A 23,941-nucleotide genomic window follows, 5' to 3' on the forward strand; every position below is an offset into this window, starting at 1 on the left:
ATCGTAAAAGAGCCCTGAATGTCAGGGCTTTTTTGCTTAACTTTGGCGTAACTTATCAAAGCGTGACGCACTGACGAGCTGTTCGAGCTCGTCTTGCAGCGGTGACGGCTGCTGACACAATACTGAGGCTAAATGTTCTGCCAGCAATGGCGCGAACAGCAGTCCACGGGCACCAAGACCGCCCAGCACATACAAATCTTCGGCAACACGCCCGGCAATAGGCAGATGATCCGGTACCGTTGCGCGCAGCCCGGTTTTTGATGATTTTACTGTCGCATCAGCAAACCAGGCTGGTTGCTGCAGCGCTGCATTCACCAATGCCAGGTTGGCGGAGTCGTCTGTTGCAGTACTGATGGTATTGCGATTGTCCCGGTCAAAAGTCGCGCCGACACAATGCTCACCATTAAATTCCGCCGTATCGGCCGGCGTGATATAGCCCTGATGACAAACCACGGTGCGCAGTGCCGCCATCTGCGGTGCATGTACATGGGACACCTGACCACGCACCTGATTGAGTGGCAAATGCTGGGTGGGTGCGAACTGCGTCAGATCGACACCATTACAAAGCACCAGCTGGCTGCTGCCTATTGGGCCGGATGATGTAGAAAGCTCCCAACCATTGGAGCCACGTTGTAACGCCGTCACTTCGGTATTGGCACAAAATTTAAAACTGGGCTGTTGTAAAAGCCAGTCAAGCGCCGCCTGACAAAAACGCTGAGGTGCGACCCAACCACCATCCGGGTAAAACAAGCCGCCGTACGGCATAGGCAAGCCCGCCAGTTCACTGCTCTCTTTTGCGTCCAGCACCTGAAAAAAGCCCGACGGCCAGGCGCTTTCCTGCTGGATTTTACTCTGGCGCAGCGCCAGGGCTTCGGTGCAAGCTAACGTCAGCACACCGCAAAACTGCTGCGGGAAATCAAATTGCCGGGATAGTTCCCGGTAGCGGCGACAAGCAAAACCATAAGCGGAGGCGTGAAAACGCGACACCGGGCTAAAGCTGGTTTGCAGCTGCGGGTACAAGGCACCTTGTCGGTTGTGCGAGGCACCCAAGGCGACGGTATCGTCTTTACATAGCAAACGCACCTGGCGGCCACGCTGCACCAGGGCCAATGCGGTTAAGACCGCTGCGATACCACCGCCGACCAGCGTGACGATGTCTTCGGGGGCGGAGGACGTAAAGGCAGACGGCTCTTCAGGGATAACACCCACCGCCATCTCGCGTTTGCGGCCAAAACCTTTGACCTTCTTTACCAAAAAACCAGCGCTTTGCAGGCCGCGCCGCACGATGCCGGCACTGGTAAAAGTGGCGACTGTGGTACCGGGGCCGCTTAACCGATCCATACCTTCGAACAAGCTGTCCTGCCACATATCCGGATTTTTACTGGGGGCAAAACCATCCAAAAACCAGGCATCGGCGCGGTTCGGCAGCGGCAACGCCGGCAGATTGTCTTTGATATCCCCGAGCCATAAGTCCAGCGTCACCGCGCCCTGGTCAAACTGCAGTCGATGACAGCCAGCAAAAGGCCGTGGATATTGCGCCAACAGCTCAGCGATGAGTGGCTGTAACGTTGGCCAGGCGGTTAATGCCTGCGTCAAATCATTGAGAGTTAACGGGAATTTTTCGAAAGTGGAGAAATGCAGCTGCTGGCAAGTTGCGTCAGGCTGCGCCGCCCGAAACTGACGAAACGCCTGCCAGCACACCAGAAAGTTCAGCCCGGTACCAAAACCGGTTTCGATCACATGAAAACAACGTTTGGGCAACTGCAGCCAGCGTTCTGGTAATTGATTGTTGTGCAAAAACACAAACTGCGTCTCGTCGAGGCCACTTTCATTAGAAAAATAAACATCATCAAAAACGTTCGAAACCGGCGTGCCTTGTTCGTTGTAACGCAAGGTGGCGGATTGGATCTGACTCATCAGCAAGTCCGTATTAGAAAAAAATTGCACAAAGTTGCGCATTTTAACTTGTTTGTCATGCTGGCGGCTAATAGTGTGAGCAGGTGAGTGTACAACTGTGCGCTGAAATTGGACCAGTTGACGGGAAAAAGCCCGTACAATGGCCGCGAACACTATTTTTTTACGCTGGAGTCAGAATGAAAAGAGCGGTAATCACCGGATTGGGCATAGTTTCAAGTATCGGTAACAACAAAGCAGAAGTATTGGCCTCCCTGCAGGAAGGCCGTTCCGGTATCAGCTTTGCGCAGGAATTTGCCGATTTTGGGCTGCGTTCTCAGGTCTGGGGTCAAATCAACATTGACACTGCTGCTCTGATTGATCGTAAAGCGTTGCGTTTTATGGGCGACGCCGCTGCTTATGCGTACATCTCAATGGCCCAGGCCATTGCAGATGCAGGTTTGACGCCAGAGCAAGTCTCCAATCCACGTACCGGTCTGGTCGTGGGCTCTGGCGGTGCTTCGTCAAAAACACAAATTGAAGCCGCAGATATTCTGCGTGAAAAAGGCGTCAAACGCGTTGGCCCTTATGCTGTGCCAAAAACTATGTCATCGACTTGTTCTGCCTGCTTAGCAACGCCGTTTGAAATCAAAGGCGTGAACTATTCCATCAGCTCTGCCTGCGCCACCAGCGCGCATTGTATTGGCCATGCGGTGGAACTGATCCAGCTCGGTAAACAAGACGTGATTTTCGCCGGCGGCGGTGAAGAAGTGCACTGGACACTGGCAATGGAATTCGACGCCATGGGCGCGTTGTCGAGCAAATACAACGACACGCCAACTCAGGCTTCACGCACTTATGACGCGAACCGCGATGGTTTTGTTATCTCCGGTGGTGGCGGTATTCTGGTGATTGAAGAGCTGGAACATGCCTTAGCCCGTGGCGCGAAAATTTATGCCGAAGTGGTGGGTTACGGCGCGACTTCAGATGGTTACGACATGGTGGCGCCAAGTGGTGAAGGCGCGGTGCGTTGTATGCAAATGGCGCTGGCCGATGTGAAAGCGCCAATTGACTACCTGAACACTCATGGTACCAGTACACCGGTCGGTGACGTCAAAGAACTCGGTGCTATTCAACAAGTGTTTGGCGGTAAGAGCCCGGCGATTAGCGCGACTAAAGCGATGACCGGTCACGCTTTGGGTGCTGCGGGTGTGCATGAAGCGATTTATTCATTGCTGATGATGGAACATGGTTTTATTGCACCGTCTATCAACATCGGTGAGCTGGATGCGGCGGCAGAAGGCCTGAACATCATCACCAAGCCAACCGCTGCGAACTTAAACACTGTAATGTCGAATAGCTTTGGTTTTGGTGGCACCAATGCCACGCTGGTGATGCAAAAATTTAACGGCTAAGCCGGTCAGACCATTGAAATAAAGCCACCTACGGGTGGCTTTGTCGCTTCTGGCACGATGAAATCTGCCGACTACATGGCGCAGAGTTGGTGTTCTGACATAGAATGCGGCGCAGTTTGTTATGCCTGTGCTGACCGGAGTTGCCGATGAAAATTTATGCCGATGACAATATGCCGCTGGCCCGGGAGTTTTTCGCCGATTTAGGCGACGTCACCTTGTTTTCTGGTCGCAATGCCGAGGCTGCGGAGTTGGCAGATGCGGATATTCTGCTGGTGCGCTCTGTGACCAAAGTCAATGCTGCGCTGCTGGATGCCAATCCCAATATTCGTTTTGTCGGGACCGCCACCATCGGCACTGATCATCTGGATCTGGCGTATTTGCAGACGCGTGGCATAACCCACACCAACGCGCCGGGTTGTAATGCGCAGTCGGTGGTGGAATATGTACTGAGCTGCCTGTTTATCCTGGCGGAGCAACAAGATAAACCACTCACTGAATTCAGCGTTGGTGTCGTTGGCGTCGGTCAAATCGGTAAACGACTGGTGGCGGCGTTGCTGGCGCTAGGCGTCTGCGTGCTGCAAAATGACCCCTTGCGGGCGGCTGAAGCTGATTTTCCTCATCTTGACCTCGATACTTTATTAGCAAGCGCCGATGTGGTCAGTTTGCATGTACCGCTGGTGCGTAGCGGCGCTTATCCGACTTTTCATTTATTAGATGCCAAACGGCTGGCGGCCTTACCGGCCACAACAGCACTGATTAATGCCTGTCGCGGTGAAGTGGTTGATAACCAGGCGCTGTTGGCGCAAGCCCGTGCCGGCGTGCGCCGGCCTTTGTTTCTCGATGTCTGGGAAAACGAGCCGGCGATTGAACAGGCGCTGCTGCCGTATTGTGATATTGCCACTGCGCATATTGCCGGTCACAGTGTTGAAGGCAAAGCCCGCGGCACTGAAATGTTGTATCAGGCGGTGTGCCAGTTGCTGGGCGTGACGCCAACCAAGACCCTGGCCGAGTTTTTACCGGCCGCCGCCATTGAAAAGCTGCAAATTTCGCCAAATTTTAGACTTTTAGATGTCCAAAATCTCTGCCGTATGTTATATGATGTCCGGCGTGACGATGCATTGTTCAGACGGCATCTGGTCACGCATGGGTTTGACTGGCTCAGAAAAACCTACCCGCCGCGGCGGGAATTCAGTTCAGTGTGCCTGCAGGGGCAGGTGCCAGATTATTTAATTCGTTTAGGTTTCAGCCAGAAATAAAGGGGAACAAACCAAATGGCTCAGCAATTTGACGTCGCAGTATTAGGCGCTACAGGTTTGGTCGGTCAGCATTTGATCGAAATTCTGCAGCAGCGCGATTTTCCGGTACGCAATCTTTACCCATTGGCCAGTAAACGCTCTGCCGGTGGCACAGTGACATTTCATGGTAAACAGGTAGAAGTGCTGGATGCTGAGACCTTTGACTGGACCAAAGCGCAAATTGGTTTGTTCTCAGCTGGCGGCAGTGTGTCGGCAGTTTATGCGCCAAAAGCGGCCGATGCTGGTTGTATCGTCATCGACAACACTTCACATTACCGCTACGAAGCGGATATCCCGTTAGTAGTGCCTGAAGTCAATGCCCATGCGATTGCCGATTACCGCAACCGCAACATCATCGCCAACCCGAATTGTTCAACTATCCAGATGCTGGTGGCGTTAAAGCCAATCCATGATGCCGTTGGTATTACCCGCGTCAACGTGGCGACCTATCAGTCAGTGAGCGGCGCCGGTCAGCAGGGCATTGAAGCTTTAGCATCTGAAACAGCACAGCTGCTGAATGGTCGTCCGATTGAATCGACCGGCAAGTTTTCACGTCAGATCGCTTTTAACGTTATTCCGCAAATCGATGTCTTTATGGACAACGGTTACACCAAAGAAGAAATGAAAATGCACTGGGAAACCCAGAAAATCATGGGTGATGACAGCATTTCGGTAAACGCCACCGCAGTGCGGGTGCCGGCGTTTTATGGCCACGCCGAAGCGGTGCATATCGAAACCCGTTCGCCAATCAGTGTCGAAGAAGTTAAAGCACTGCTGGCGCAAGCGCCGGGCGTGGTGTTGTTAGAAGACAACGCCGAATTCCCGACCCAGGTCAGCCATGCCCAAGGTCAGGATGATGTGTTTGTTGGCCGTATTCGCAAAGACCTGTCGCATGAACATGGGTTAAATCTCTGGGTAGTGGCCGACAACGTGCGTAAAGGCGCCGCGACGAACAGCATTCAAATTGCTGAACATCTGATCCGCGATTATTTGTAAATTCCGCTGATGTTAACAAAGGCCCTTAGGGGCCTTTTTTGTTTTTGCTGAGCCTGGTTCTGGCGCCATATTAATCAAGTGCCTGACTGTCGACAGGGTGTGACAGGCAAGTTGGAGCCTGTCGCAGCATCAATTCTGCACCTTTTGGCTAATCTGGTTTAGAATCTGCTGAAAGAGCCGCAAATTGTGGAACATTGTTTGCAGAGCGACTATATCCAATGGCGGATACAGCACTCAGGCGTTCAGTCCGGATGCAATGGGCATCCAGCTGGATCCAATGGTTGTTAGGGAATATTGCATGCTTCTGATGCGAATTTTGCTCATTCTGTTTACCGTCAATTTTATGACGGCAGCCTGGGCTGAATCGACGGCGCGCTTACGCGGTCCAAAAGAATTTGATACACCGGCAGTGACCCGGCTGGGACCATTGTCGGCGCAGGACACTTTGTGGCGCCTGGCAGAACAGGCGAGACCAGATAAACGCGTCAACATGTATCAGATGATGTTTGCGCTGTATCAGCGCAACCCTGACGCCTTCCTCGACGATAACTTTAATCATCTGAAACCGGGCGCTTTCCTCGAAGTGCCCGGCATTCGCGACATTCTGGCAATTGACCCGGTGATGGCACAGCGTAAGTCTGAAAATGACGACCGTGTCTGGGCAGAAAAAATCCGCAAAGCTGCGCAGTTGAAACCGGAAGACCATTCCGCCAAACAGGTTGATATCGCTAAAGCGCAACAAGAAATTACCGATGAGTTGAACCGGGTGGAGGCGCAGCAGACCGAGCAAATGTCTGATTTGCGTGACCGGCTCGGTGCATCTATGGCCAACGTCGAAACCATAGTGCAGGAAAATACCGCGCTGAAGAAACAGCTCGACACTGTGGTTTCAGAACTGTCGAATGTGAAGCAGCAACTGGACAAAGACAGTGAGATCCAGACCCAGCTGCAACAGTTGCTGCAGCAACAAACCGAAATGCTGGAACAGCAGCGTGAACAGATCCGCAAACAGCAGGAAGGGTTTAACTTTGCCGAGACCTGGCAAAATCTTGCCAACAGCCCGGCCGGTTGGATCCTGGCGGCGGCATTGCCGGCTGCGCTGGTGTTGTTTGGGGTGGTGTTACTCATTCGCCGTAAGAGCAAAAAAGCTGCCGCAGCAGTGTCAGCAGCCACTGCCAGCCCGGCGCTGGATCCAAATTATAAATCGCCATTGCCACCGCTCGATGACAGTCTTGATTTTGATGAAAGCAGTCTGATTAACCTGGATGATTCTTTACTCAATGACAATCTGAGCAGCGGCATCCGGCTGGACGACGATTTCGACCGGACGCCTGCCAGAAAACCGGCGATGGCCAGTTTTGATGATGATGATTTGCTGGATGATCATTTGGATCTGGGCTCCGATAACAGTAAAACTGCCGGCGCTTTTGGCCTGGACGATTTACTGGACGATCCACTGGAGCCGCCGCCGGCACCAGCGAAGGCAGAACCTTTTGACCCGGACAATATTTTATCCGGCGATGCGCTGAGCAACTTACTGGATGCTGACGAGCCAGCCTTTGAAGCCAAGCAGGCCTTTGATCCAAATAATATTCTTTCTGGCAACGAGCTCAGTTCGCTGTTTGATAATCTGGCAGACGATGATGATGATCCGGATGCGATTTTTAATCAGGCTTTAGCGGCACAACAGGCCAAGCCTGAGGTGACAGCTGAAGCTGAGCCTGAATCCGACTTGTTGACGGACCCGCAGGTGTCGGCAGCAGCGCTGGCCTTTGCAGCAGCGGAAGCCGCTGAATCAGACGAGTTGCTGGAAGAAATCGAGTTGGATTTACCTGGCGAAGAGCCAGTCGCTACCTCGGCTGTGGCATTAGATGATGATGACTTTGATATTGATGCGCTGGTCGCTCAGACTCAGGCTGGCGCCGGTGCAGCGGCCGCCGAGCCTGTTGCGGCAGCGCCGTTACCGGCTGATGACAGCGACGACTTTGATATCGACGCATTATTAGATATGACACAAGCCACTGAAGCCACAGTGCCAGTTTCGGCTGAAGTTGAATCGGAAGCGCCGCAACAGGCTTTCGACAGCTCTGAATTAGAAGCATTTGCTGAATCGCTGGCCGAAGAGCAGCTTGCTGTAGAGCAGACAGTTGAAGATTTACCGGTCACTGCGTCGGAAGAGGAAGCACTGGAGGCCGCAGAGGCCTTTGAGTCTGACGAGCTGCTGGCGGCAGACGACGAATCAGGTCTGTTGGATGAACTGGATGAGATCCTCAACGAAGTTGCCGAGATCCGGGCACAATCACAACAGGCGAAACAATCACTGCAAGAGCTTGAATTACCTGAAGATGCAGTGACGCAGGCGTCTGCCGACATCGCAAATGCTGAGCTTAGTCTGGCCGATTTCAGCGCTATGTTAACAGAGCCATCTGCAGAGGATGAACCCGCCGAAGCTGAACTGGCGCCGGCGGCAGTCGCAGCAGCTGAAGCAGACGCTGCGCCAGCCGATGATTTTATCGATATCGAAGAGCTGATGCTCGAGGATGGTGCCGGCACTGAAATTGAGGCAGAGCTGGCGGCTGAAACTGCGGCAGAAACAGAATATTTGTCCGAATTCGCCGGTTTGGAAGAAATGGCAACAGAAATGCCGGACCTGGGCCTGTCGGACGATAACTCGGTCGCCCGGGTTTATGAAGGCATTTCGTCGGTAGAGAGACCAAGCAAAGTGCTGGACGAGTATCCGGATTTACAACTCGACGATGCGGAACAGGCGGCGATTTTTCCGGAAGAGTTGATCGATACCGCTGAAGAGCCAGCCCTGACTGCTGAACAATCTGAGTTACATCAGCTGGATGATGTGAACTTTGATGAGTTGTTGTCGGGCCTCGATGAATTCGCATCACCAGTTGCAGATCCGTTGGCGGATCAGCATAAAGCCGCAGAAGTGCTGGCGGAGCTTGAACAGTTACAACAAAGCCAAAGCCGTTATAGTCCCGAAACCGAGCCAGTTGAATTGCCGGATTTTGTCAATATCGACAAGTTACTGGCGGCGACGGAAGACCAGCTTGAGCCTGATGCTGAACTAAAAACGCTGAATATCGATGTAGGTCTGGCCGATTTTGAAGATTTGATTGCTGCTGACGAGGTTGGTGATGTCGACCATGCTGACGGCGGATTTGCCGGACAACTGGATTTAGTCCGCGCCTATATCGAGATTGGTGATGCGGACAGCGCTAATCATCTGATAAAAGAGATTATGGCGTCCGAAGCACCGGCGCATGTAAAACAAGAAGCTGCGGCTTTGCTGTCGTAAGTCGCACTTCCCTCTGACACAAAGCGCTTTCGGGCGCTTTGTTGTTTTCTGTGGTCTGGCTTTTGCCGCAGTACGGCGGCTTTGTTATACTCGCCGCCGCTGAATGAGTGGTGCCCTTGGAGTCAGAATGCGTATTGCGATGGGGATTGAGTACGACGGAACCGGCTATTTCGGCTGGCAACGTCAGCGGGAAGTGAACAGCATTCAGGGCGAGCTGGAAAAAGCCTTGAGCCAGGTCGCTAACGCGCCGGTGGAGATTTTTTGCGCCGGACGTACTGACGCCGGCGTGCATGGCACCGGTCAGGTCATTCACTTTGATACTGATGCAGTGCGCGATATGCGCGGCTGGATCATGGGCACCAATTCCAACTTGCCGACTGGCATTGCGGTGCGCTGGGCACAGCCGGTACCGGATGACTTTCATGCCCGTTTTTCTGCCACTGCGCGACGTTATCGGTACGTGATTTATAACCGAAAATTCCGCCCGGCGATTTTAGGTGCAGGTCTTAGTCATTATCATCAGGAGATTGACGTCAGCCTGATGCAGCAGGCGGCGCCGGTGCTTTTGGGCGAGCAGGATTTTTCGTCCTTCCGCGCTATTCAATGCCAGTCCAACACACCATTTCGCAACGTGATGCACCTGCAAATCAACAGGTTTGGCGACTACATTGTGCTGGATATCAAAGCCAATGCGTTTTTGCATCATATGGTGCGCAACATCACCGGCAGCTTATTAGAAGTTGGCATGGGGCGCCGGTCACCGCAGTGGATTGCCGAATTGCTGGCAGCAAAAGACCGGACTCTGGCCGCTGCGACTGCCAAAGCTGAAGGCCTGTATTTGGTTGATGTCGATTATCCGGCACATTTTGCTATACCAAAATCGCCGTTAGGCCCGTTATTTTTACCTGATTAACCGGTGGAACTCTGGCGTTCTGGCCTTGTCGTATCTGCCGGGCGCACAGTTGCTGCGCGCAACTACTAAGACCAGTTTTTGGTATTCTGTGTTTGGGCTTTGTGTTTTAATAACCGCCGTTTGCGTCAATTTCGCTGAAATTCTGTTATTTTCAGCAGAACTGCACAGAAAATAATCGCAGTCAGATATAGGAATTCTTATGAGTTGGTTAGAAAAAATCCTGCCCCGCACTTCGTCATCTGCCCGTCGCAACATTCCGGAAGGGGTCTGGACCAAATGCACCGCTTGTGACGCAGTCTTATATAAAGCTGATTTGGATCGCCAGTTAGGTGTCTGTCCAAAATGTGACCATCATATGCGGGTCAGTGCCCGCACGCGCTTAACCCAATTCTTTGATGTCAACACCACTGTTGAACTGGCGGCAGAGCTGGAACCACAAGACGTGCTGAAATTTAAAGACAGCAAACGTTACAAAGACCGGATTGTCGCCGCACAAAAAGACACCAATGAAAAAGACGCCATGGTGGTGATGCGTGGCTCGCTCAAAGGCATGCCGGTAGTCGCGGCCAGCTTTGAGTTCGAGTTTATGGGCGGTTCTATGGCGTCTGTGGTCGGTGCCAAGTTTGTCAAAGGCGTCGAGTTTGCGCTGGAGCACAAAATTCCGTTTATCTGTTTCTCCGCTTCAGGCGGCGCGCGGATGCAGGAGGCCCTGTTCTCGCTGATGCAAATGGCGAAAACCAGCGCCGCGCTGGCAAAACTGAGCGAAGCCGGCCTGCCGTACATTTCTGTGCTGACTGACCCGACGATGGGTGGGGTGTCGGCCTCACTGGCGATGCTCGGTGATATCAATATCGGTGAACCAAAAGCGCTGATCGGTTTTGCCGGTCCACGCGTCATTGAACAGACAGTGCGTGAAAAGCTGCCGGAAGGCTTCCAGCGCAGTGAATTCCTGTTAGAGCATGGTGCAATCGACATGATTGTTGACCGTCGGCAAATGCGCGATACAATTGCGCGATTAGTAGCAAAATTCATGCGGCTGCCGGCTCCGGACCAGGAGCATCGCGTCGCTTAAGGCGTTATGACTTCCACTGCGTTACTGCAAAGCCAATCGTGCCACAGCCTGGCAGATTGGCTTTGTTACATTGAACAATCCCATCCTATTGAAAAAATTGAACTTGGCCTTGGCCGGGTGCAGTCGGTTGCCGAACGTGCTGCGCTGGCGCAATTGCCAGGCATAGTGATTTTGATTGCTGGCACCAACGGCAAAGGCACCACAGCCCGCACGCTGGAGCAATTATTGCTGGCGCAGGGCCTGAGTGTTGGTGTCTACAGCTCACCCCATTTGCTGCGGTTTAACGAGCGGCTGCGCATCAATGGCGTCGATGTCGCCGATGAGCTGTGGGTTGAAGGCCTCAAGCAAGTCGAGGCCCTGCGCGCGGATATTGCGCTGACGTATTTTGAATTCACCACTTTGGCGGCCTTTGCCATCCTGAAATCGCAGGCACCACAGATTTGCCTGATTGAGGTGGGGTTAGGCGGCCGGCTGGATGCGACCAACATTGTCGATCCGGCGCTGAGCATTATCACTACAGTCGATTTGGATCATCAGGACTGGCTCGGCAATGACCGGGAAACCATAGGCCGGGAAAAAGCCGGGGTATTCAGAGCGGGTCGGCCGGCAGTGGTGGGGGATTTACAGGTACCGCAGTCAGTTCGGCAGGTCGCCACCGATATTGGTGCAAACCTAAGCTGCGCCGGTAGCGACTTCCAACTTGATCTGCAGGCACAGACTTTTGCCTGGCATTTTACTGACCAACATTATGAGCATTTACCATTGCCGGGTGTGCCGGTGCAGAACGTCGCCACTGCCTTGACCGCGCTGGCGCTGCTGGATTTACTGCCGGATGAAAACATTTGCGCACAGGTGCTGGCACAGCTTAGTTTACCGGGGCGGATGCAGTGGTTAAGCCGCAAACCAGCTGTGCTGCTGGATGTGGCGCACAATCCGCAATCGGCCGCTTATCTGGCTTCACAGCTGACGCAATTAAAGAACGGCTATCGCAGAGTTCAGCTGGTGGTTGGCATGCTCAAAGACAAGGATATCCGCGAAGCGCTGAGCTGTTTTACCGGCCAGGGTTATCACTGGCATCTGGTGTCTTTGCCCGGTGTGCGGGGCGCCAGCAGCGATCTGCTGCAACAGGCCTTGCCTTCAACTGAACAAAGCTGTCAGTATCCGCAGATGTCCGACGTGTTGGCAACTATTGCCAGCGCGCCGGCTGATGAATTATTTGTAGTATTTGGATCTTTTGTCACGGTCAGCAGTGTGCTGAGTCTGTGGCCACAGGAAAATGTATGACTGCAGTTTTTACCAATCGCCTGATCGGCACCGCTATTCTGATTGTCGCTGCTGTGGTGTTTTTGCCGGATTTACTCGATGGCCGCAAACAGGTCAGTAAAGATGATTTTAAAGCCATTCCGGAGCGGCCGGAGTTTGCCGAAGTGGCACAACCTGCGGTCTTTAGTCAGGATCAACATCAGGCAGCACAAACCGCTGCGATGACGCCGGTGACGGATAATAGCCCGGTGCTGGATGCGCCGTCTGCGGTAACACCGGCTGAGCAAACGGCCACTGAGCCGGCTGTGCAAAACGCTGCAACGCCTGCTGGCACGGGCACAGATCCGGATCCAATGACGGATACAAAACCAACGCTGACAGAACAGGCAGTACAAGCGCAGGCCGACATTAATCAGGCAAAGAATGTGCAGACAGCAACTTTACCGGCCGAGCCTTTACCTGCTGAGAAAACCACCACTGAACAGCCAGCCCCGGTCAAAGTGGAAAAACCTCTGTCACAAGCTGCTTATGTCGTCAAAGTGGGTTCATTCAGCAAAGAACAAAATGCCAATGCACTGGTCAGTAAACTCAAAGCTGCCGGACATAACGCTTTTACCCGTAAAATCGTCAATAGTCAGGGCACCACTATGGTCAGTGTATTAGTCGGTCCGGATCTGAAAAAAGACAAACTCGAAGCAAAATTAACCGAGTTACAACGGTTGGCGCAGGTGCCGAAGTTGAAGGTCAGCAGTTATCAGCCGGTCGAGAACTAATAAAATGGTGGGGTTGGCAGCGTGCTTTGGCTGCTGCCCCGCTTGATATCGCAATGCCGGCCGGTAGCAGCCGGCGGTCACACCAGCGTAAAATTAATGGCGGAATGGCAATTGTCGCTAGGCAGTTCTACACCGTATTTGATAGAATGCGCGCCGTCCTCAAGCGTCCTGTTTTGGTAGCAAATGGTTTGGGTTGATTACGCCATTCTGGCAATCATCGGATTATCGACATTGATCAGTCTAATCCGCGGCTTCGTGAAAGAAGCCATTTCGTTGATCATCTGGGTACTGGCGTTTTTTGTGGCCAGTCATTATTATCCCTATCTCTCCCCGTTTTTTTCTAATATAGACAATGCTTTAATCCGTAACGCTGTTGCGATTGGTATCCTGTTTGTGTCCTGTCTGCTGCTGGGCGGCCTGCTGAATTTTCTGATTGGTAAGCTAGTGCAATCCACCGGCTTAAGTGGCACCGACCGGTTGTTAGGCCTGGTTTTTGGCGCCCTGCGTGGCGTGCTGGTGGTCAGCGCCTTATTATTTTTCCTCGATGCATTTACACCATCGGCCAGCGCCGAGTGGTGGAAAGCGTCAATTTTGATCCCCGAATTCGATTTTATCATTGAGTGGTTTTTCACTTATCTGAAAGACAACTCGAGTTTTATGCAACAGACATCTGTTCTGACGAGGTAAGGTTCCATGTGTGGTATTGTTGGTATCGTAGGTAAATATCCGGTCAATCAGGCGTTGTACGATGGCCTCACCGTCTTACAGCATCGCGGCCAGGACGCTGCCGGCATCGTCACGGTGGACCAGAATCGTCTGCGTCTGCGTAAAGCCAATGGCCTGGTTAAAGACGTGTTTGAAGCCCGTCATATGCAGCGCCTTGCCGGTAACATCGGCATCGGCCATGTGCGTTACCCAACGGCCGGTTCTGCCAGTACTGCCGAAGCGCAGCCGTTTTATGTCAACAGTCCTTTTGGTATCGCTTTGGCGCACAACGGTAATTTAACCAATGCCGACGAAGTCAAAGATCAGCTGTTTAATGACGCCCGCCGTCACGTCAACACCAATTCAGACTCTGAAGTGCTGCTCAATGCTTTTGCGCATGAGCTGCAATGCGACAATGCCTTACATCTGATGCCGGATGCTATTTTCCGTGCCGTTTCCAGCGTGCACCGTAAAGTGCGAGGCGGCTATGCTGTGGTGGCCTTAATCATTGGTCATGGCCTGGTGGCGTTTCGCGATCCAAATGGGATCCGTCCACTGGTGATGGGCAAACGTGAAACTGAACTCGGTACCGAATATATGGTGGCCTCTGAAAGTGTCGCGTTGGATGCGGATGGTTTCAGTGTGCTGCGAGACGTGATGCCTGGTGAAGCGGTCTACATTACTGAAGATGGTCAGTTGTTCAGCCAGCAATGTGCAGAGAACCCAACTTACACGCCGTGTATTTTTGAGTATGTGTATTTCGCCCGGCCGGATTCGACCATCGACAACGTGTCTGTTTATGCGTCCCGCGTCAACATGGGGAAAAAGCTCGGTCAGAAAATCAAAAAAGAATGGGCGCATCTAGATATTGATGTGGTGATCCCAATTCCGGAAACCAGTAACGATGCCGCGCTGCAAATCGCGCACGAGCTGGGCCTGCCGTATCGTCAGGGTTATGTGAAAAACCGTTATATCGGCCGCACCTTTATTATGCCAGGGCAGGGCGAACGCAAGAAGTCCGTCAAGCGTAAACTGAATGCGATTAAGCAAGAATTTAAAGGCAAAAACGTGCTGCTGGTGGATGATTCTATTGTGCGTGGCACGACTTCTGGTCAAATCATTGAAATGGCGCGTGAAGCCGGTGCCAGCAAGGTGTATTTCGCCTCCGCCGCCCCTGAAATTCGTTTCCCGAACGTGTATGGTATTGATATGCCGTCTGCTAACGAACTGATTGCGCATGGCCATGATGTGGAAAGCATCTGCAAAATCATCGGTGCTGATGGTTTGATTTTCCAGTCATTAGAAGATCTGATTGGCGCAGTTCGTGACGAGAACCCGGCAATCAAGAAGTTTGAAACTTCAGTGTTTGATGGCGTGTATGTTACCAATGACATTTCGCAGGAATATCTGAACCGTCTGGATGCCGCGCGCAGCGAAGATTCGAAAGCGCTAAAAGCTGCGGCGATGGCTGCTAATCTGGAGCTGTATAACGAAAGTTAATACGGTTTTCGGAAAACAAAAAAGGAGCCTCGGCTCCTTTTTTGTTTTTGGCACAACCTAATGGGTAAACATCGGTGCGAAACCGGAACTCCAGAGGATCGCCGTAGCAGTCAACACACAAACCAGCAGGATCAAACCGCAGGTGACCACTGAACTGGCATAAATAAAGCCGCGTTCTTCGGGAATGTGCATCAGGATAGGCACGCCGACGTACAGCAGATAAATCGAATAGGATAATCCTGCTAAGCCTACCAGCATGACAAACCAGAGTTCAGGGTACAAAGCCGCTAATCCAACCATAAACAACGGGGTCGACGTGTAAGACGCTAACTCCAGCGTTTGGGTGTAGGTCGGTTCAGAGCCGAAGGTATGCGCCATCCAGTGTGCCAGATAGGCCAGCGCAAAAACACCGCCAATCAACGCGACATACATGGCCACAGCCAGCATCGACGCACTTTCAGCGGTCAGGCGGATAGGTTCACCGACGCCGATACTCCAGCCTATGTTGACTGCGGAAAAATATGCACAAATGGATGGGATGAGAGCGACCAACAGAATGTGGGTCAGACTATATTTTAAACTTTCGTGGCGGTTATCGATGGTGTGCCATTCTTCTTTCGGATGAGCGTATAAGCCCCATAAGTGGTTTAGAATCATTTTCGTTATCCTTGTCTACTGCTACAGGTGAGGTCTCAGAGTGACAACGGAACACTCATAAATAAGGTATGGCTAACAGACGTAAAGTCGTCAAGTTTGCCTGCAGAGATTACGGATAAAGCACGATTATCGGATCAGATTGGGCTGCCGCTGTGGAATTTAAAATCCGCATCTGGGCTTTGAATCAGCTCAGCTTCAATTTGCAGAAAATGCTTTAGGCGCGGCTGAATATCTGAGGTGGAGATCTGCTGTGCCAATGTCAGATAATCCTCAAAATGCCGCGCTTCGGAGCGCAGCAACGATAAGTAAAATTGCCCCAGTTCGGCATCTACTACTTCGGCGAGTGCGGCAAAACGTTCGCAGGATCGGGCTTCAATCAAAGCGCCGCAAATCAGCTTGTCGACCAGAATTTGCGGTTCATGGGTTTTGCAGGCGCTAATCAGACCTTTGGCATAACGGCCGGCGCTGATGTTGGTGTAAGGAATGCCCCGCGCCTGCATAATTTCCAGCACCTGATAAAAATGATGCAGTTCTTCGCGAATAAGCAGCACCATTTTCTCAATAATATCATTGCTGTACGACACATCCGGCCGGCCGGCCAGATTGCGGCTTAATTTAACGCTGTTACGTAACGACCCGGCATCGCCAATAAAACGATAGGCAAAATCTTCAAACGGCTTTAGCCATTCCAACAGAGCCAAAGAGCCTTCTTTATCAACGGCATATTTGCGCAGCAGCAACATCGCGGTTTGCGCTGCTTTTAATTCACACAGCAGGTGGTCCTGCAATAACACAGGCAAATTCGCCGGCTCTTTGGCTTTATCAATCCAGGCCTGTGGTGTACGGCATAATAAAAATTGATGGACAGGCGTCAGCAGTTCGGCGTAATTCATCTTTTTAATCTGTGTTCTGAGCGTCGGAAAGATTTGGCAGGGCGGCAAAATGCAGTTGCCAGCCGGAAGGTTTTATTTCGAGATAGGCACTTTGCTGGTACCAGTCGCCGAGCACGTAACGCCAGGCGGGTCTGTCGTCTGGTAGTTGCAGTTCGTGTACGGCTGGTCTGTGGGTATGACCATGGATCAGGTGCTGTACCTGATGCAGCATCAGTACTTTTGGCACTTCTTCCGGTGTGACATCCATGATAAGCGCAGACTTGGCCATTTTGTCGCTGGCGCTGACGCGGCGGGCTTTACGGCCGAGATGCTGGCGATACCACAGTGGCGTATGCAGGATGAGCCATTGCCACCAGGGCTGATCCCACCAGCGGCGGAATTTCTGATAACCAAGGTCTAAGGTACAGAGGCTGTCGCCATGCATCAACAGGGTCGGTGTGCCATAAAAATCAACGACAGAATGCGGGGATAACAACTGCATGCCCGCACGTCCGGCATAACCTTGTTTCAGCAGGAAATCCCGGTTGCCATGGCAGAAATAGACCGGAACGCCGAAATCAGTCAGTTGGCGGATAGCCGTGGCGACTTGCTGCAATAATGGCTCCGGATTGTCGTCGCCAATCCAGACTTCAAATAAATCGCCAAGAATGTACAGCGCATCTGCGTTTCGTGCCGGTCCGGCCAGAAAATGCAGAAAGGCCTGAGTAATATCAGGCCTGTCCGGACTTAAGTGCAGATCAGCGATCAGCAGGGTCGAGCGTTCAGCCATGTAATTCGGCTTTTTCGAGGACAACATTTTCAACCGGCACATCGGCGTGGCCAAATTTGCGGCCGGTCGCGACAGTGCGGATCTTGTCAATCACGTCCATGCCTTCAACCACTTCGCCAAACACACAATAACCCCAACCACTGGCGTTTTTACCACTGAAGTTCAGGAAACTGTTGTCTGCGACGTTGATAAAAAACTGGCAGGTGGCTGAGTGTGGGTCATTGGTCCGCGCCATGGCGATAGTGCCTTTTTTGTTGGCAACGCCATTGTCGGCCTCGTTCTGGATTGGGCTTTTGGTTTCTTTTTGTTCCATGTCCTGAGTGAAACCGCCACCCTGGATCATAAAACCGTCGATAACGCGGTGGAAGATGGTGCCGTCGTAGAAGCCTTCAGCCACATAAGACTTGAAGTTTTCAACGGTTTTTGGCGCTTTGTCAGCAAACAGGTTCAGTTTGATCACGCCAAAATTGGTGTGGAAAGTTACCATATTCATATCTCCGGAAAAAATGTCGGCATAGTTTACCTGAAGCCCCGGCGAACACAAAGCAAGGATAGCCCGGCATCAAGGCTGATGTTACACTGTCACTTTTTAACGGCGATCGTTTAATTTGATTTCGCGGCGCCCGGTTGCCACCACTCAGAGGACATTATGTTACAGATTTACAATACGCTGACCCGCCAGAAAGAAACCTTTAAACCTTTGGTCCCCGGTAAAGTCGGCATGTATGTCTGTGGCATCACTATCTACGATTTCTGTCATGTCGGTCACGCCCGCACTTATGTTGCTTTTGATGTGATGAACCGCTATTTACGTTTTTCCGGTTATGACGTCACTTATGTGCGCAATATCACCGACGTGGACGACAAAATTATCCGCCGTGCCAATGAAAACGGCGAAAGCTGTGATGCGCTGACCGCGCGTTATACGGAAGCCATGCATGCTGATTTTAACGCGCTTAACCTGCTACCGGCTGATATTGAGCCGCGGGTTACTACACATATGCATGAAATCGTTGAATTAATTCAATCGTTGCTGGCAAAAAAACATGCTTATATCGCCGCTGATGGCGACGTGTTATTCGATGTCAGCACTTTCGCCGAATATGGCCAGCTCAGTCAGCAGAACTTGGAAATGCTGCAGGCGGGCGCCCGGGTCGAAATTGACCAGGCCAAAGACGACCCGCTGGATTTTGTGCTGTGGAAAATGGCAAAACCAGGTGAGCCTAGCTGGCAGTCGCCATGGGGCGCAGGTCGGCCGGGCTGGCATATCGAATGTTCGGCGATGAGCGCCAAACATTTGGGCGCGCATTTTGATATCCATGGCGGTGGTTCTGACTTGCAGTTCCCGCATCATGAAAACGAAATTGCACAAAGCTGCTGTGCGCATGGCACCAAATACGTCAATACCTGGATCCATACCGGTATGGTGCAGGTCGACAAAGAAAAAATGTCCAAGTCATTGGGTAATTTCTTTACTGTGAAAGACGTATTAGCCGAATACAACCGCGAATCAGTGCGATATTTTCTGATCTCCAGCCACTATCGCAGTCAGCTGAATTATTCGGCGGAAAACCTGCTGCAGGCTCATGCGGCGCTTGGTCGCCTCTACACGGCACTTCGTGGCGTGACTCCTGCAGCAAACGTGGAGCTGGATAACGATTATGTCCGCCAGTTTAACGCGGCGATGGATGATGACTTTAATACCGCGCTGGCGTTGCCAGTGCTGTTTGAACTGGCCCGCGAAATCAATAAAGCCAAAGACGAAGACAGCAGCAAAGCGGCGCAGTTAGCCGCCTTGTTAATCAAACTGGGAGAAATCTTAGGTATTTTGCAAGGCGACGCTGAGGAATTCCTCAAAGCCGGTGGGTCGGATGACGATGTTGCTGAAATAGAGGCGTTGATCGCCAGTCGCAATGCGGCGCGTGCAGCCAAAGACTGGGCTGCTGCAGATGCTGCGCGGGCGGCGTTAACCGCCAAAGGTATTATCGTGGAAGATAAAAACGGCGTGACGAGCTGGCGGCGCGGTTAACTCTCATCCGATAACATAAAAAACGCGGCAAAAGCCGCGTTTTTTATGTCCGGAAACTTGCTTTACATATCGTGGAACTGCTCACAGGCTTCCAGCGTATTTTCAATCAGGCAAGCAACCGTCATAGGGCCAACGCCGCCAGGCACCGGTGTGATAAACCGGGCATGTTGCACTGCTTTATCAAACTCTACGTCGCCGACTAATTTGCCTGAATCCAACCGGTTAATACCAACGTCAATCACCAGCGCGCCCGGTTTTACCCAATCTCCCGGGATAAATTCAGGCTTGCCGACTGCAACGACCAGCAAATCGGCGCGGCGTACCTGTTGCTCGAGATTTTTTGTGAACTTGTGGCAGACCGTCGTGGTGCAACCGGCTAATAACAGCTCCAGCGCCATCGGGCGGCCGACAATGTTCGAAGCGCCAACGACCACTGCGTCCATGCCGCGGATTTGCACACCGGTCGATTGCAGCAGCTTAATGATGCCCTTCGGTGTACATGGCCGCAGCGCAGGCATGCGCTGCGCTAAACGGCCAATATTGTAAGGGTGAAAACCGTCGACGTCTTTGAGCGGGTTGATGCGTTCCAGAATGGTGGATGCGTCTAAGCCGGCCGGTAATGGCAGCTGCACCAAAATACCGTCAACACTCGGGTCGGCATTTAACTGGTCAATTAAATCGAATAATTGCTGTTGGGTGGTGTCTGCCGGTAAATCATGGGAAAACTGCACAAAACCAACTTCTTCACAGGCTTTGCGTTTACTACCGACATAGACCTGAGAGGCCGGATCGGCACCGACTAATACAACGGCAAGGCCTGGCGCCCGTTTGCCGGCTGCGAGCCGTTGCTGCACGCGTAACGCGACCTGATTGCGGGTCGCCTGGGCAATTGCTTTACCATCGATAATTTGAGCTGCCATTTGTTCTGCCTGTGATCTGAAAAATATACTGTGGCGTATTTTCTCACAGGCGAAGGGCAGCGCCAAGCCAAATGCCAGAAGCGTTTCATTTTGTTGATAATTCCAGCGGATCGCCGGCGATTTATCCGGAAAATTCGCAGAAGGTTCAAATAATAAGCAAACGATTCGAAACGGCAAAAAATCGTTTGACGCTGCCTGAGGTGGGTTGTAATATTGCGCCCCGTTGCAGTAGTGTAACGAAGTCGGTGATTAGCGCAGCTTGGTAGCGCACTTGGTTTGGGTCCAAGGGGTCGCAAGTTCGAATCTTGCATCACCGACCATCTTTAAGTAGAGCGCTTCTGTGGCCGCGAGTTCTGCGTCCGTAGCTCAGCTGGATAGAGCAACGGCCTTCTAAGCCGTGGGTCATAGGTTCGAGTCCTATCGGGCGCGCCATTTACTTAAAGAGAACGTTGAAGTCAGCGGTGGCTGTAGCTCAGTTGGTAGAGCCCCGGATTGTGATTCCGGTTGTCGTGGGTTCGAGCCCCATCAGCCACCCCAATTCAGCGTGTTAGTTGGTAAAGAAGTAAAATGTCGGTGATTAGCGCAGCTTGGTAGCGCACTTGGTTTGGGTCCAAGGGGTCGCAAGTTCGAATCTTGCATCACCGACCATCTTCTCAGAGCCCGCAATAGCGGGTTTTTGCTTTTCTGCAGTTCTGCATTTTCCTCCGTCGTTTATCCGGTTATGCCTGTCACTCATCCTAAACGTTGTTTGTCGCCATAGAGCTTCGGCATCAAAGCCGCGCTGTAACTGGTATTTGACGGCATACGGATATTGCGGGCAATAAAAAGCCGGCTGAGTAGCCGGCTTGATAGTACAGAGTTGCTGAGGCTTATGCGGCTTGTTCAGCCACTTTAGCGTCTGATTCCAACAGTGACTTGTCCGCCATCAGATCAATAGGGTCAAAGTCATCGACATTGATGGTTTTTAACCGGCCCACTTCAGCCACACGCAGTTTCTCGGCTTCTGTCTGACTCAGGACACCAAGGCTTAAGCCTAAATCCGCCACTTCATTTAAGCGATAGAACGGCAGCTTTTTGTTGGCAGCGTGCATGACTTTGTCAAACAGTGGCTCTGCAGCCAGAATATCCGCCAAAGCCTTTTCCAGCTGGCCGAGCAGGTTGTTTGGCTCGTCGGTCAGATACAAATGGGTACCTAAGCGTGAACGGGCCTCGCAAGGCGTTTGCATGATCCGTGCAACCTGATGCTCAACCTGGTCGCTTGGACGGCGTAACGAGCGGCCAAACGGGAATACCACACGTTTAAACACTGCACCAACAATCCGGTTCGGGAAGTTATCAAATAACTCATCCAGCGCTAGCTGCGCACGGAACAGGTTATCTTCACAGCCCCATTGCACCAGTGCTAAGTCCTGCGCCTGACGGCCTTCGTCGTTGTAACGCTTCAGGATAGCGGAAGTGATGTACAACATACTTAAGATGTCACCAAGGCGCGCCGAGATACGCTCGCGACGTTTTAAATCACCGCCCAGTGTCGCCATGGCGATATCCGACATCAGCGCTAAAGCCGAACTGAAGCGGTTCATCTGCTTGTAGTACTTCGCGGTTTCATCCTGTACTGGTGCGTGGCTGAAAGAACTGTTAGTCAGTGACAACCAGAAAGTACGGAAGAAGTTACTGATACTAAAACCGATGTGGCCAAACAGCGCCCGGTCAAAGGCTGTCACTGCCGCGCGTTCATCATCAAGCTGTGCGGCCTGTAGTTCAGCTAGTACATAAGGATGACAACGGATAGCGCCCTGACCATAGATGATCATGTTACGCGTCAGGATGTTGGCACCTTCAACTGTAATCGCCACAGGAGCGCCCTGATAACCACGGGCTAAGTAGTTGTTTGGCCCCATACAAATGCCTTTACCGCCATGTACATCCATCGCATCGATGATGGCCTGGCGCATCCGCTCAGTCATATGGTATTTGGTAATAGCTGAAATGACTGATGGTTTTTCGCCAAGGTCGATAGAGCCAACTGACATCGTGGTGGAGGCATCAGCCATATAGGCGTAACCGCCAATACGGGCCATGATTTCTTCCACGCCTTCCATTTTACCAATAGGTAATTTGAACTGACGACGAATGCGGGCATAAGCGCCGGTGGCTAAAGCAACAGACTTGATGCCGCCGGTACTGTTGGACGGCAGGGTAATAGCGCGGCCAACCGACAGACATTCAACCAGCATGCGCCAGCCCTGACCTGCCATTGATGGGCCACCGATGATGTAGTCGAGTGGGACAAATACATCCTGACCTTGCGTCGGGCCATTCTGGAACGGCACGTTCAGCGGGAAGTGGCGACGGCCAATTTTCACACCTGGCGTCGTGACCGGGATCAGCGCACAAGTGATACCTAAATCTTCTTTGTCACCCAGCAAATTGTCCGGGTCTTGCAGTTTAAACGCCAGACCTAAGACGGTCGCGATAGGCGCCAGCGTGATATAGCGTTTGTTCCAGGTCAGGCGCATACCGATGATTTCTTTGCCTTCCCATTCGCCTTTACACACCACGCCAAAATCCGGAATAGCACCGGCGTCAGAACCTGCTTCCGGTGAAGTCAGCGCGAAACAGGGAACTTCTAAACCTTTGGCAAGACGCGGCAGGTAATAGTCCTGCTGCTCTTTGGTGCCATAGTGTTGCAGCAGTTCGCCGGGGCCTAACGAGTTTGGCACACCGACTGTACTCGACAGCACCATGCTTTTACTGGTGAGTTTCTGTAATACACAAGATTGCGCGTAGGCAGAGAACTCAAGGCCGCCGTATTGTTTTTTGATGATCATGGCAAAGAAGCCCTGATCTTTTAAGTAGTTATAGACTTCTGGCGATAAGTCGGTGCGCTCGTGCGTGACATGCCAGTCGTCGACCATTTTCAGCACAGTTTCAACCGGGCCATCTAGAAAAGCTTGCTCTTCTGCACTTAAGCGGGGTTTCGGGAAATTATGTAATTTGTGCCAATCCGGATTACCACGGAACAGATCGCCTTCCCACCAGGTAGTACCGGCATCAATGGCTTCTTTTTCCGTGCTGGACATTTCCGGCATAATTTTGCGATACAGTTTCAGCAGCGGTTTAGTGATGTGCTGCTGACGAATACTGGCGATGTTAAGCGGCAATGCGACGGCGGCAAACAGGATCCAGCCAACCAGACCAACAGTGCCAAAGAAGCTGCCAAGCACTAACAAACCGCCAATGGCGGCGGTAAACAGCGTCAGACTGGCTCTGTGATAGGCGAGGATGCCGACCAGCACCAGTAATAAAGCAATAAAAACGAGTAATTCCATCTTGTTCTCCTGATAAGAGGTCTGACCACTAACTGCGATAGGGTATAAGCCTTACCGTTAAGATGCAAGCAGTTCCTGAATCAGCGGATACCGATCTCGCCAAGTGTAGCTGAACAACTGTACAGTTTTGTGGATAGTACTTTGCTTCTGCCTAAGAACCCTTTGGTACTGGCCAGATCCGCAGCGCGCTGGTAGGCTGACCGCAT

18 protein-coding genes and 4 tRNA genes are annotated in these 23,941 nt (G+C 52.1%); 15 read left to right on the forward strand and 7 right to left on the reverse strand.

The window, feature by feature from the left end; translation table 11 throughout:
* Positions 1–36: 36 nt before the first annotated feature.
* Complete coding sequence (mnmC, locus tag Q399_RS0119975) at positions 37–1,917, reverse strand: bifunctional tRNA (5-methylaminomethyl-2-thiouridine)(34)-methyltransferase MnmC2/FAD-dependent 5-carboxymethylaminomethyl-2-thiouridine(34) oxidoreductase MnmC1 (protein WP_031571716.1); 1,881 nt, start codon at positions 1,915–1,917, stop codon at positions 37–39.
* Positions 1,918–2,093: 176 nt separating this feature from the next.
* Here mnmC and fabB point away from each other — a divergent pair, with 176 nt between their 5' ends.
* The 10 genes from fabB to purF all read left to right on the forward strand — a co-directional run bounded on the left by fabB (position 2,094) and on the right by purF (position 15,135).
* Positions 2,094–3,308, forward strand: a complete 1,215-nt coding sequence (gene fabB / locus Q399_RS0119980) for a beta-ketoacyl-ACP synthase I (protein ID WP_031571718.1) — start codon at positions 2,094–2,096, stop codon at positions 3,306–3,308.
* A 146-nt stretch (positions 3,309–3,454) separates the two neighbouring features.
* Positions 3,455–4,564, forward strand: a complete 1,110-nt coding sequence (locus tag Q399_RS0119985) for a 4-phosphoerythronate dehydrogenase (protein WP_031571720.1) — start codon at positions 3,455–3,457, stop codon at positions 4,562–4,564.
* Positions 4,565–4,579: 15 nt separating this feature from the next.
* Positions 4,580–5,599, forward strand: coding sequence for an aspartate-semialdehyde dehydrogenase (locus Q399_RS0119990; RefSeq protein WP_031571721.1), 1,020 nt, complete (start codon positions 4,580–4,582; stop codon positions 5,597–5,599).
* Positions 5,600–5,897: 298 nt separating this feature from the next.
* Complete coding sequence (locus Q399_RS0119995) at positions 5,898–8,909, forward strand: FimV/HubP family polar landmark protein (protein WP_031571722.1); 3,012 nt, start codon at positions 5,898–5,900, stop codon at positions 8,907–8,909.
* A gap of 139 nt (positions 8,910–9,048) precedes the next feature.
* Entirely contained in the window at positions 9,049–9,822 is a 774-nt protein-coding gene (truA, locus tag Q399_RS0120000) for a tRNA pseudouridine(38-40) synthase TruA (protein WP_211253424.1), read from the forward strand.
* A gap of 199 nt (positions 9,823–10,021) precedes the next feature.
* Positions 10,022–10,894, forward strand: coding sequence for an acetyl-CoA carboxylase, carboxyltransferase subunit beta (gene accD / locus Q399_RS0120005; protein ID WP_031571724.1), 873 nt, complete (start codon positions 10,022–10,024; stop codon positions 10,892–10,894).
* 6 nt (positions 10,895–10,900) lie between these two features.
* Entirely contained in the window at positions 10,901–12,178 is a 1,278-nt protein-coding gene (gene folC / locus Q399_RS0120010) for a bifunctional tetrahydrofolate synthase/dihydrofolate synthase (protein ID WP_031571725.1), read from the forward strand.
* On the forward strand, positions 12,175–12,930 hold the full coding sequence (locus Q399_RS0120015; RefSeq protein WP_031571726.1) for an SPOR domain-containing protein: 756 nt from the start codon (positions 12,175–12,177) through the stop codon (positions 12,928–12,930). The genes folC and Q399_RS0120015 overlap by 4 nt, the downstream gene beginning before the upstream one ends.
* Before the next feature lie 183 nt (positions 12,931–13,113).
* On the forward strand, positions 13,114–13,617 hold the full coding sequence (locus Q399_RS0120020) for a CvpA family protein (protein WP_031571727.1): 504 nt from the start codon (positions 13,114–13,116) through the stop codon (positions 13,615–13,617).
* A 6-nt stretch (positions 13,618–13,623) separates the two neighbouring features.
* Positions 13,624–15,135, forward strand: a complete 1,512-nt coding sequence (gene purF / locus Q399_RS0120025; RefSeq protein WP_031571728.1) for an amidophosphoribosyltransferase — start codon at positions 13,624–13,626, stop codon at positions 15,133–15,135.
* 57 nt (positions 15,136–15,192) lie between these two features.
* On the opposite strand, the gene Q399_RS0120030 is transcribed toward purF, so the two are convergent.
* From Q399_RS0120030 to Q399_RS0120045, 4 genes are all read right to left on the reverse strand, one after another.
* Positions 15,193–15,792 carry a Yip1 family protein gene (locus tag Q399_RS0120030; RefSeq protein ID WP_031571730.1) on the reverse strand — a complete coding sequence of 200 codons (600 nt, stop codon included), beginning with the start codon at positions 15,790–15,792 and terminating at the stop codon, positions 15,193–15,195.
* A gap of 134 nt (positions 15,793–15,926) precedes the next feature.
* Positions 15,927–16,685, reverse strand: a complete 759-nt coding sequence (gene miaE / locus Q399_RS0120035) for a tRNA isopentenyl-2-thiomethyl-A-37 hydroxylase MiaE (protein WP_031571731.1) — start codon at positions 16,683–16,685, stop codon at positions 15,927–15,929.
* Between the two features lie 4 nt (positions 16,686–16,689).
* Positions 16,690–17,454 (reverse strand): UDP-2,3-diacylglucosamine diphosphatase, encoded by a 765-nt coding sequence (locus Q399_RS0120040; RefSeq protein ID WP_031571733.1) that lies wholly within the window; start codon positions 17,452–17,454, stop codon positions 16,690–16,692.
* A complete protein-coding gene (locus tag Q399_RS0120045; RefSeq protein WP_031571736.1) occupies positions 17,447–17,941 on the reverse strand; it encodes a peptidylprolyl isomerase in 495 nt (164 codons plus the stop codon). Before Q399_RS0120045 ends, Q399_RS0120040 begins: the two co-directional genes overlap by 8 nt.
* A gap of 162 nt (positions 17,942–18,103) precedes the next feature.
* Here Q399_RS0120045 and cysS point away from each other — a divergent pair, with 162 nt between their 5' ends.
* Positions 18,104–19,483 carry a cysteine--tRNA ligase gene (gene cysS / locus Q399_RS0120050; RefSeq protein WP_031571738.1) on the forward strand — a complete coding sequence of 460 codons (1,380 nt, stop codon included), beginning with the start codon at positions 18,104–18,106 and terminating at the stop codon, positions 19,481–19,483.
* Between the two features lie 62 nt (positions 19,484–19,545).
* Here cysS and folD read toward each other — a convergent pair whose 3' ends face one another.
* Positions 19,546–20,403 (reverse strand): bifunctional methylenetetrahydrofolate dehydrogenase/methenyltetrahydrofolate cyclohydrolase FolD, encoded by an 858-nt coding sequence (gene folD / locus Q399_RS0120055; RefSeq protein ID WP_031571740.1) that lies wholly within the window; start codon positions 20,401–20,403, stop codon positions 19,546–19,548.
* Between the two features lie 243 nt (positions 20,404–20,646).
* Between folD and Q399_RS0120060 the strand changes: the two genes are divergently transcribed.
* The 4 genes from Q399_RS0120060 to Q399_RS0120075 all read left to right on the forward strand — a co-directional run bounded on the left by Q399_RS0120060 (position 20,647) and on the right by Q399_RS0120075 (position 21,051).
* Positions 20,647–20,723 (forward strand) — tRNA-Pro (locus tag Q399_RS0120060).
* Between the two features lie 35 nt (positions 20,724–20,758).
* Positions 20,759–20,835, forward strand: a tRNA-Arg gene (locus Q399_RS0120065).
* Positions 20,836–20,864: 29 nt separating this feature from the next.
* Positions 20,865–20,940 (forward strand) — tRNA-His (locus Q399_RS0120070).
* A 34-nt stretch (positions 20,941–20,974) separates the two neighbouring features.
* Positions 20,975–21,051 (forward strand) — tRNA-Pro (locus tag Q399_RS0120075).
* A gap of 221 nt (positions 21,052–21,272) precedes the next feature.
* Here Q399_RS0120075 and fadE read toward each other — a convergent pair.
* A complete protein-coding gene (gene fadE / locus Q399_RS0120080) occupies positions 21,273–23,735 on the reverse strand; it encodes an acyl-CoA dehydrogenase FadE (RefSeq protein WP_031571741.1) in 2,463 nt (820 codons plus the stop codon).
* Positions 23,736–23,941 lie beyond the last annotated feature (206 nt).

The organism is Rheinheimera texasensis DSM 17496 (assembly GCF_000711985.1).
Classification (GTDB): domain Bacteria; phylum Pseudomonadota; class Gammaproteobacteria; order Enterobacterales; family Alteromonadaceae; genus Pararheinheimera; species Pararheinheimera texasensis.

What these genes read in the sequence shown, in the direction of transcription:
- mnmC (WP_031571716.1), bottom strand. Translation starts at nt 1,917, where the DNA reads ATGAGTCAGATCCAATCCGCCACCTTGCGTTACAACGAACAAGGCACG.
- fabB (WP_031571718.1), top strand. Translation starts at nt 2,094, where the DNA reads ATGAAAAGAGCGGTAATCACCGGATTGGGCATAGTTTCAAGTATCGGT.
- Q399_RS0119985 (WP_031571720.1), top strand. Translation starts at nt 3,455, where the DNA reads ATGAAAATTTATGCCGATGACAATATGCCGCTGGCCCGGGAGTTTTTC.
- Q399_RS0119990 (WP_031571721.1), top strand. Translation starts at nt 4,580, where the DNA reads ATGGCTCAGCAATTTGACGTCGCAGTATTAGGCGCTACAGGTTTGGTC.
- Q399_RS0119995 (WP_031571722.1), top strand. Translation starts at nt 5,898, where the DNA reads ATGCTTCTGATGCGAATTTTGCTCATTCTGTTTACCGTCAATTTTATG.
- truA (WP_211253424.1), top strand. Translation starts at nt 9,049, where the DNA reads ATGGGGATTGAGTACGACGGAACCGGCTATTTCGGCTGGCAACGTCAG.
- accD (WP_031571724.1), top strand. Translation starts at nt 10,022, where the DNA reads ATGAGTTGGTTAGAAAAAATCCTGCCCCGCACTTCGTCATCTGCCCGT.
- folC (WP_031571725.1), top strand. Translation starts at nt 10,901, where the DNA reads ATGACTTCCACTGCGTTACTGCAAAGCCAATCGTGCCACAGCCTGGCA.
- Q399_RS0120015 (WP_031571726.1), top strand. Translation starts at nt 12,175, where the DNA reads ATGACTGCAGTTTTTACCAATCGCCTGATCGGCACCGCTATTCTGATT.
- Q399_RS0120020 (WP_031571727.1), top strand. Translation starts at nt 13,114, where the DNA reads ATGGTTTGGGTTGATTACGCCATTCTGGCAATCATCGGATTATCGACA.
- purF (WP_031571728.1), top strand. Translation starts at nt 13,624, where the DNA reads ATGTGTGGTATTGTTGGTATCGTAGGTAAATATCCGGTCAATCAGGCG.
- Q399_RS0120030 (WP_031571730.1), bottom strand. Translation starts at nt 15,792, where the DNA reads ATGATTCTAAACCACTTATGGGGCTTATACGCTCATCCGAAAGAAGAA.
- miaE (WP_031571731.1), bottom strand. Translation starts at nt 16,685, where the DNA reads ATGAATTACGCCGAACTGCTGACGCCTGTCCATCAATTTTTATTATGC.
- Q399_RS0120040 (WP_031571733.1), bottom strand. Translation starts at nt 17,454, where the DNA reads ATGGCTGAACGCTCGACCCTGCTGATCGCTGATCTGCACTTAAGTCCG.
- Q399_RS0120045 (WP_031571736.1), bottom strand. Translation starts at nt 17,941, where the DNA reads ATGGTAACTTTCCACACCAATTTTGGCGTGATCAAACTGAACCTGTTT.
- cysS (WP_031571738.1), top strand. Translation starts at nt 18,104, where the DNA reads ATGTTACAGATTTACAATACGCTGACCCGCCAGAAAGAAACCTTTAAA.
- folD (WP_031571740.1), bottom strand. Translation starts at nt 20,403, where the DNA reads ATGGCAGCTCAAATTATCGATGGTAAAGCAATTGCCCAGGCGACCCGC.
- fadE (WP_031571741.1), bottom strand. Translation starts at nt 23,735, where the DNA reads ATGGAATTACTCGTTTTTATTGCTTTATTACTGGTGCTGGTCGGCATC.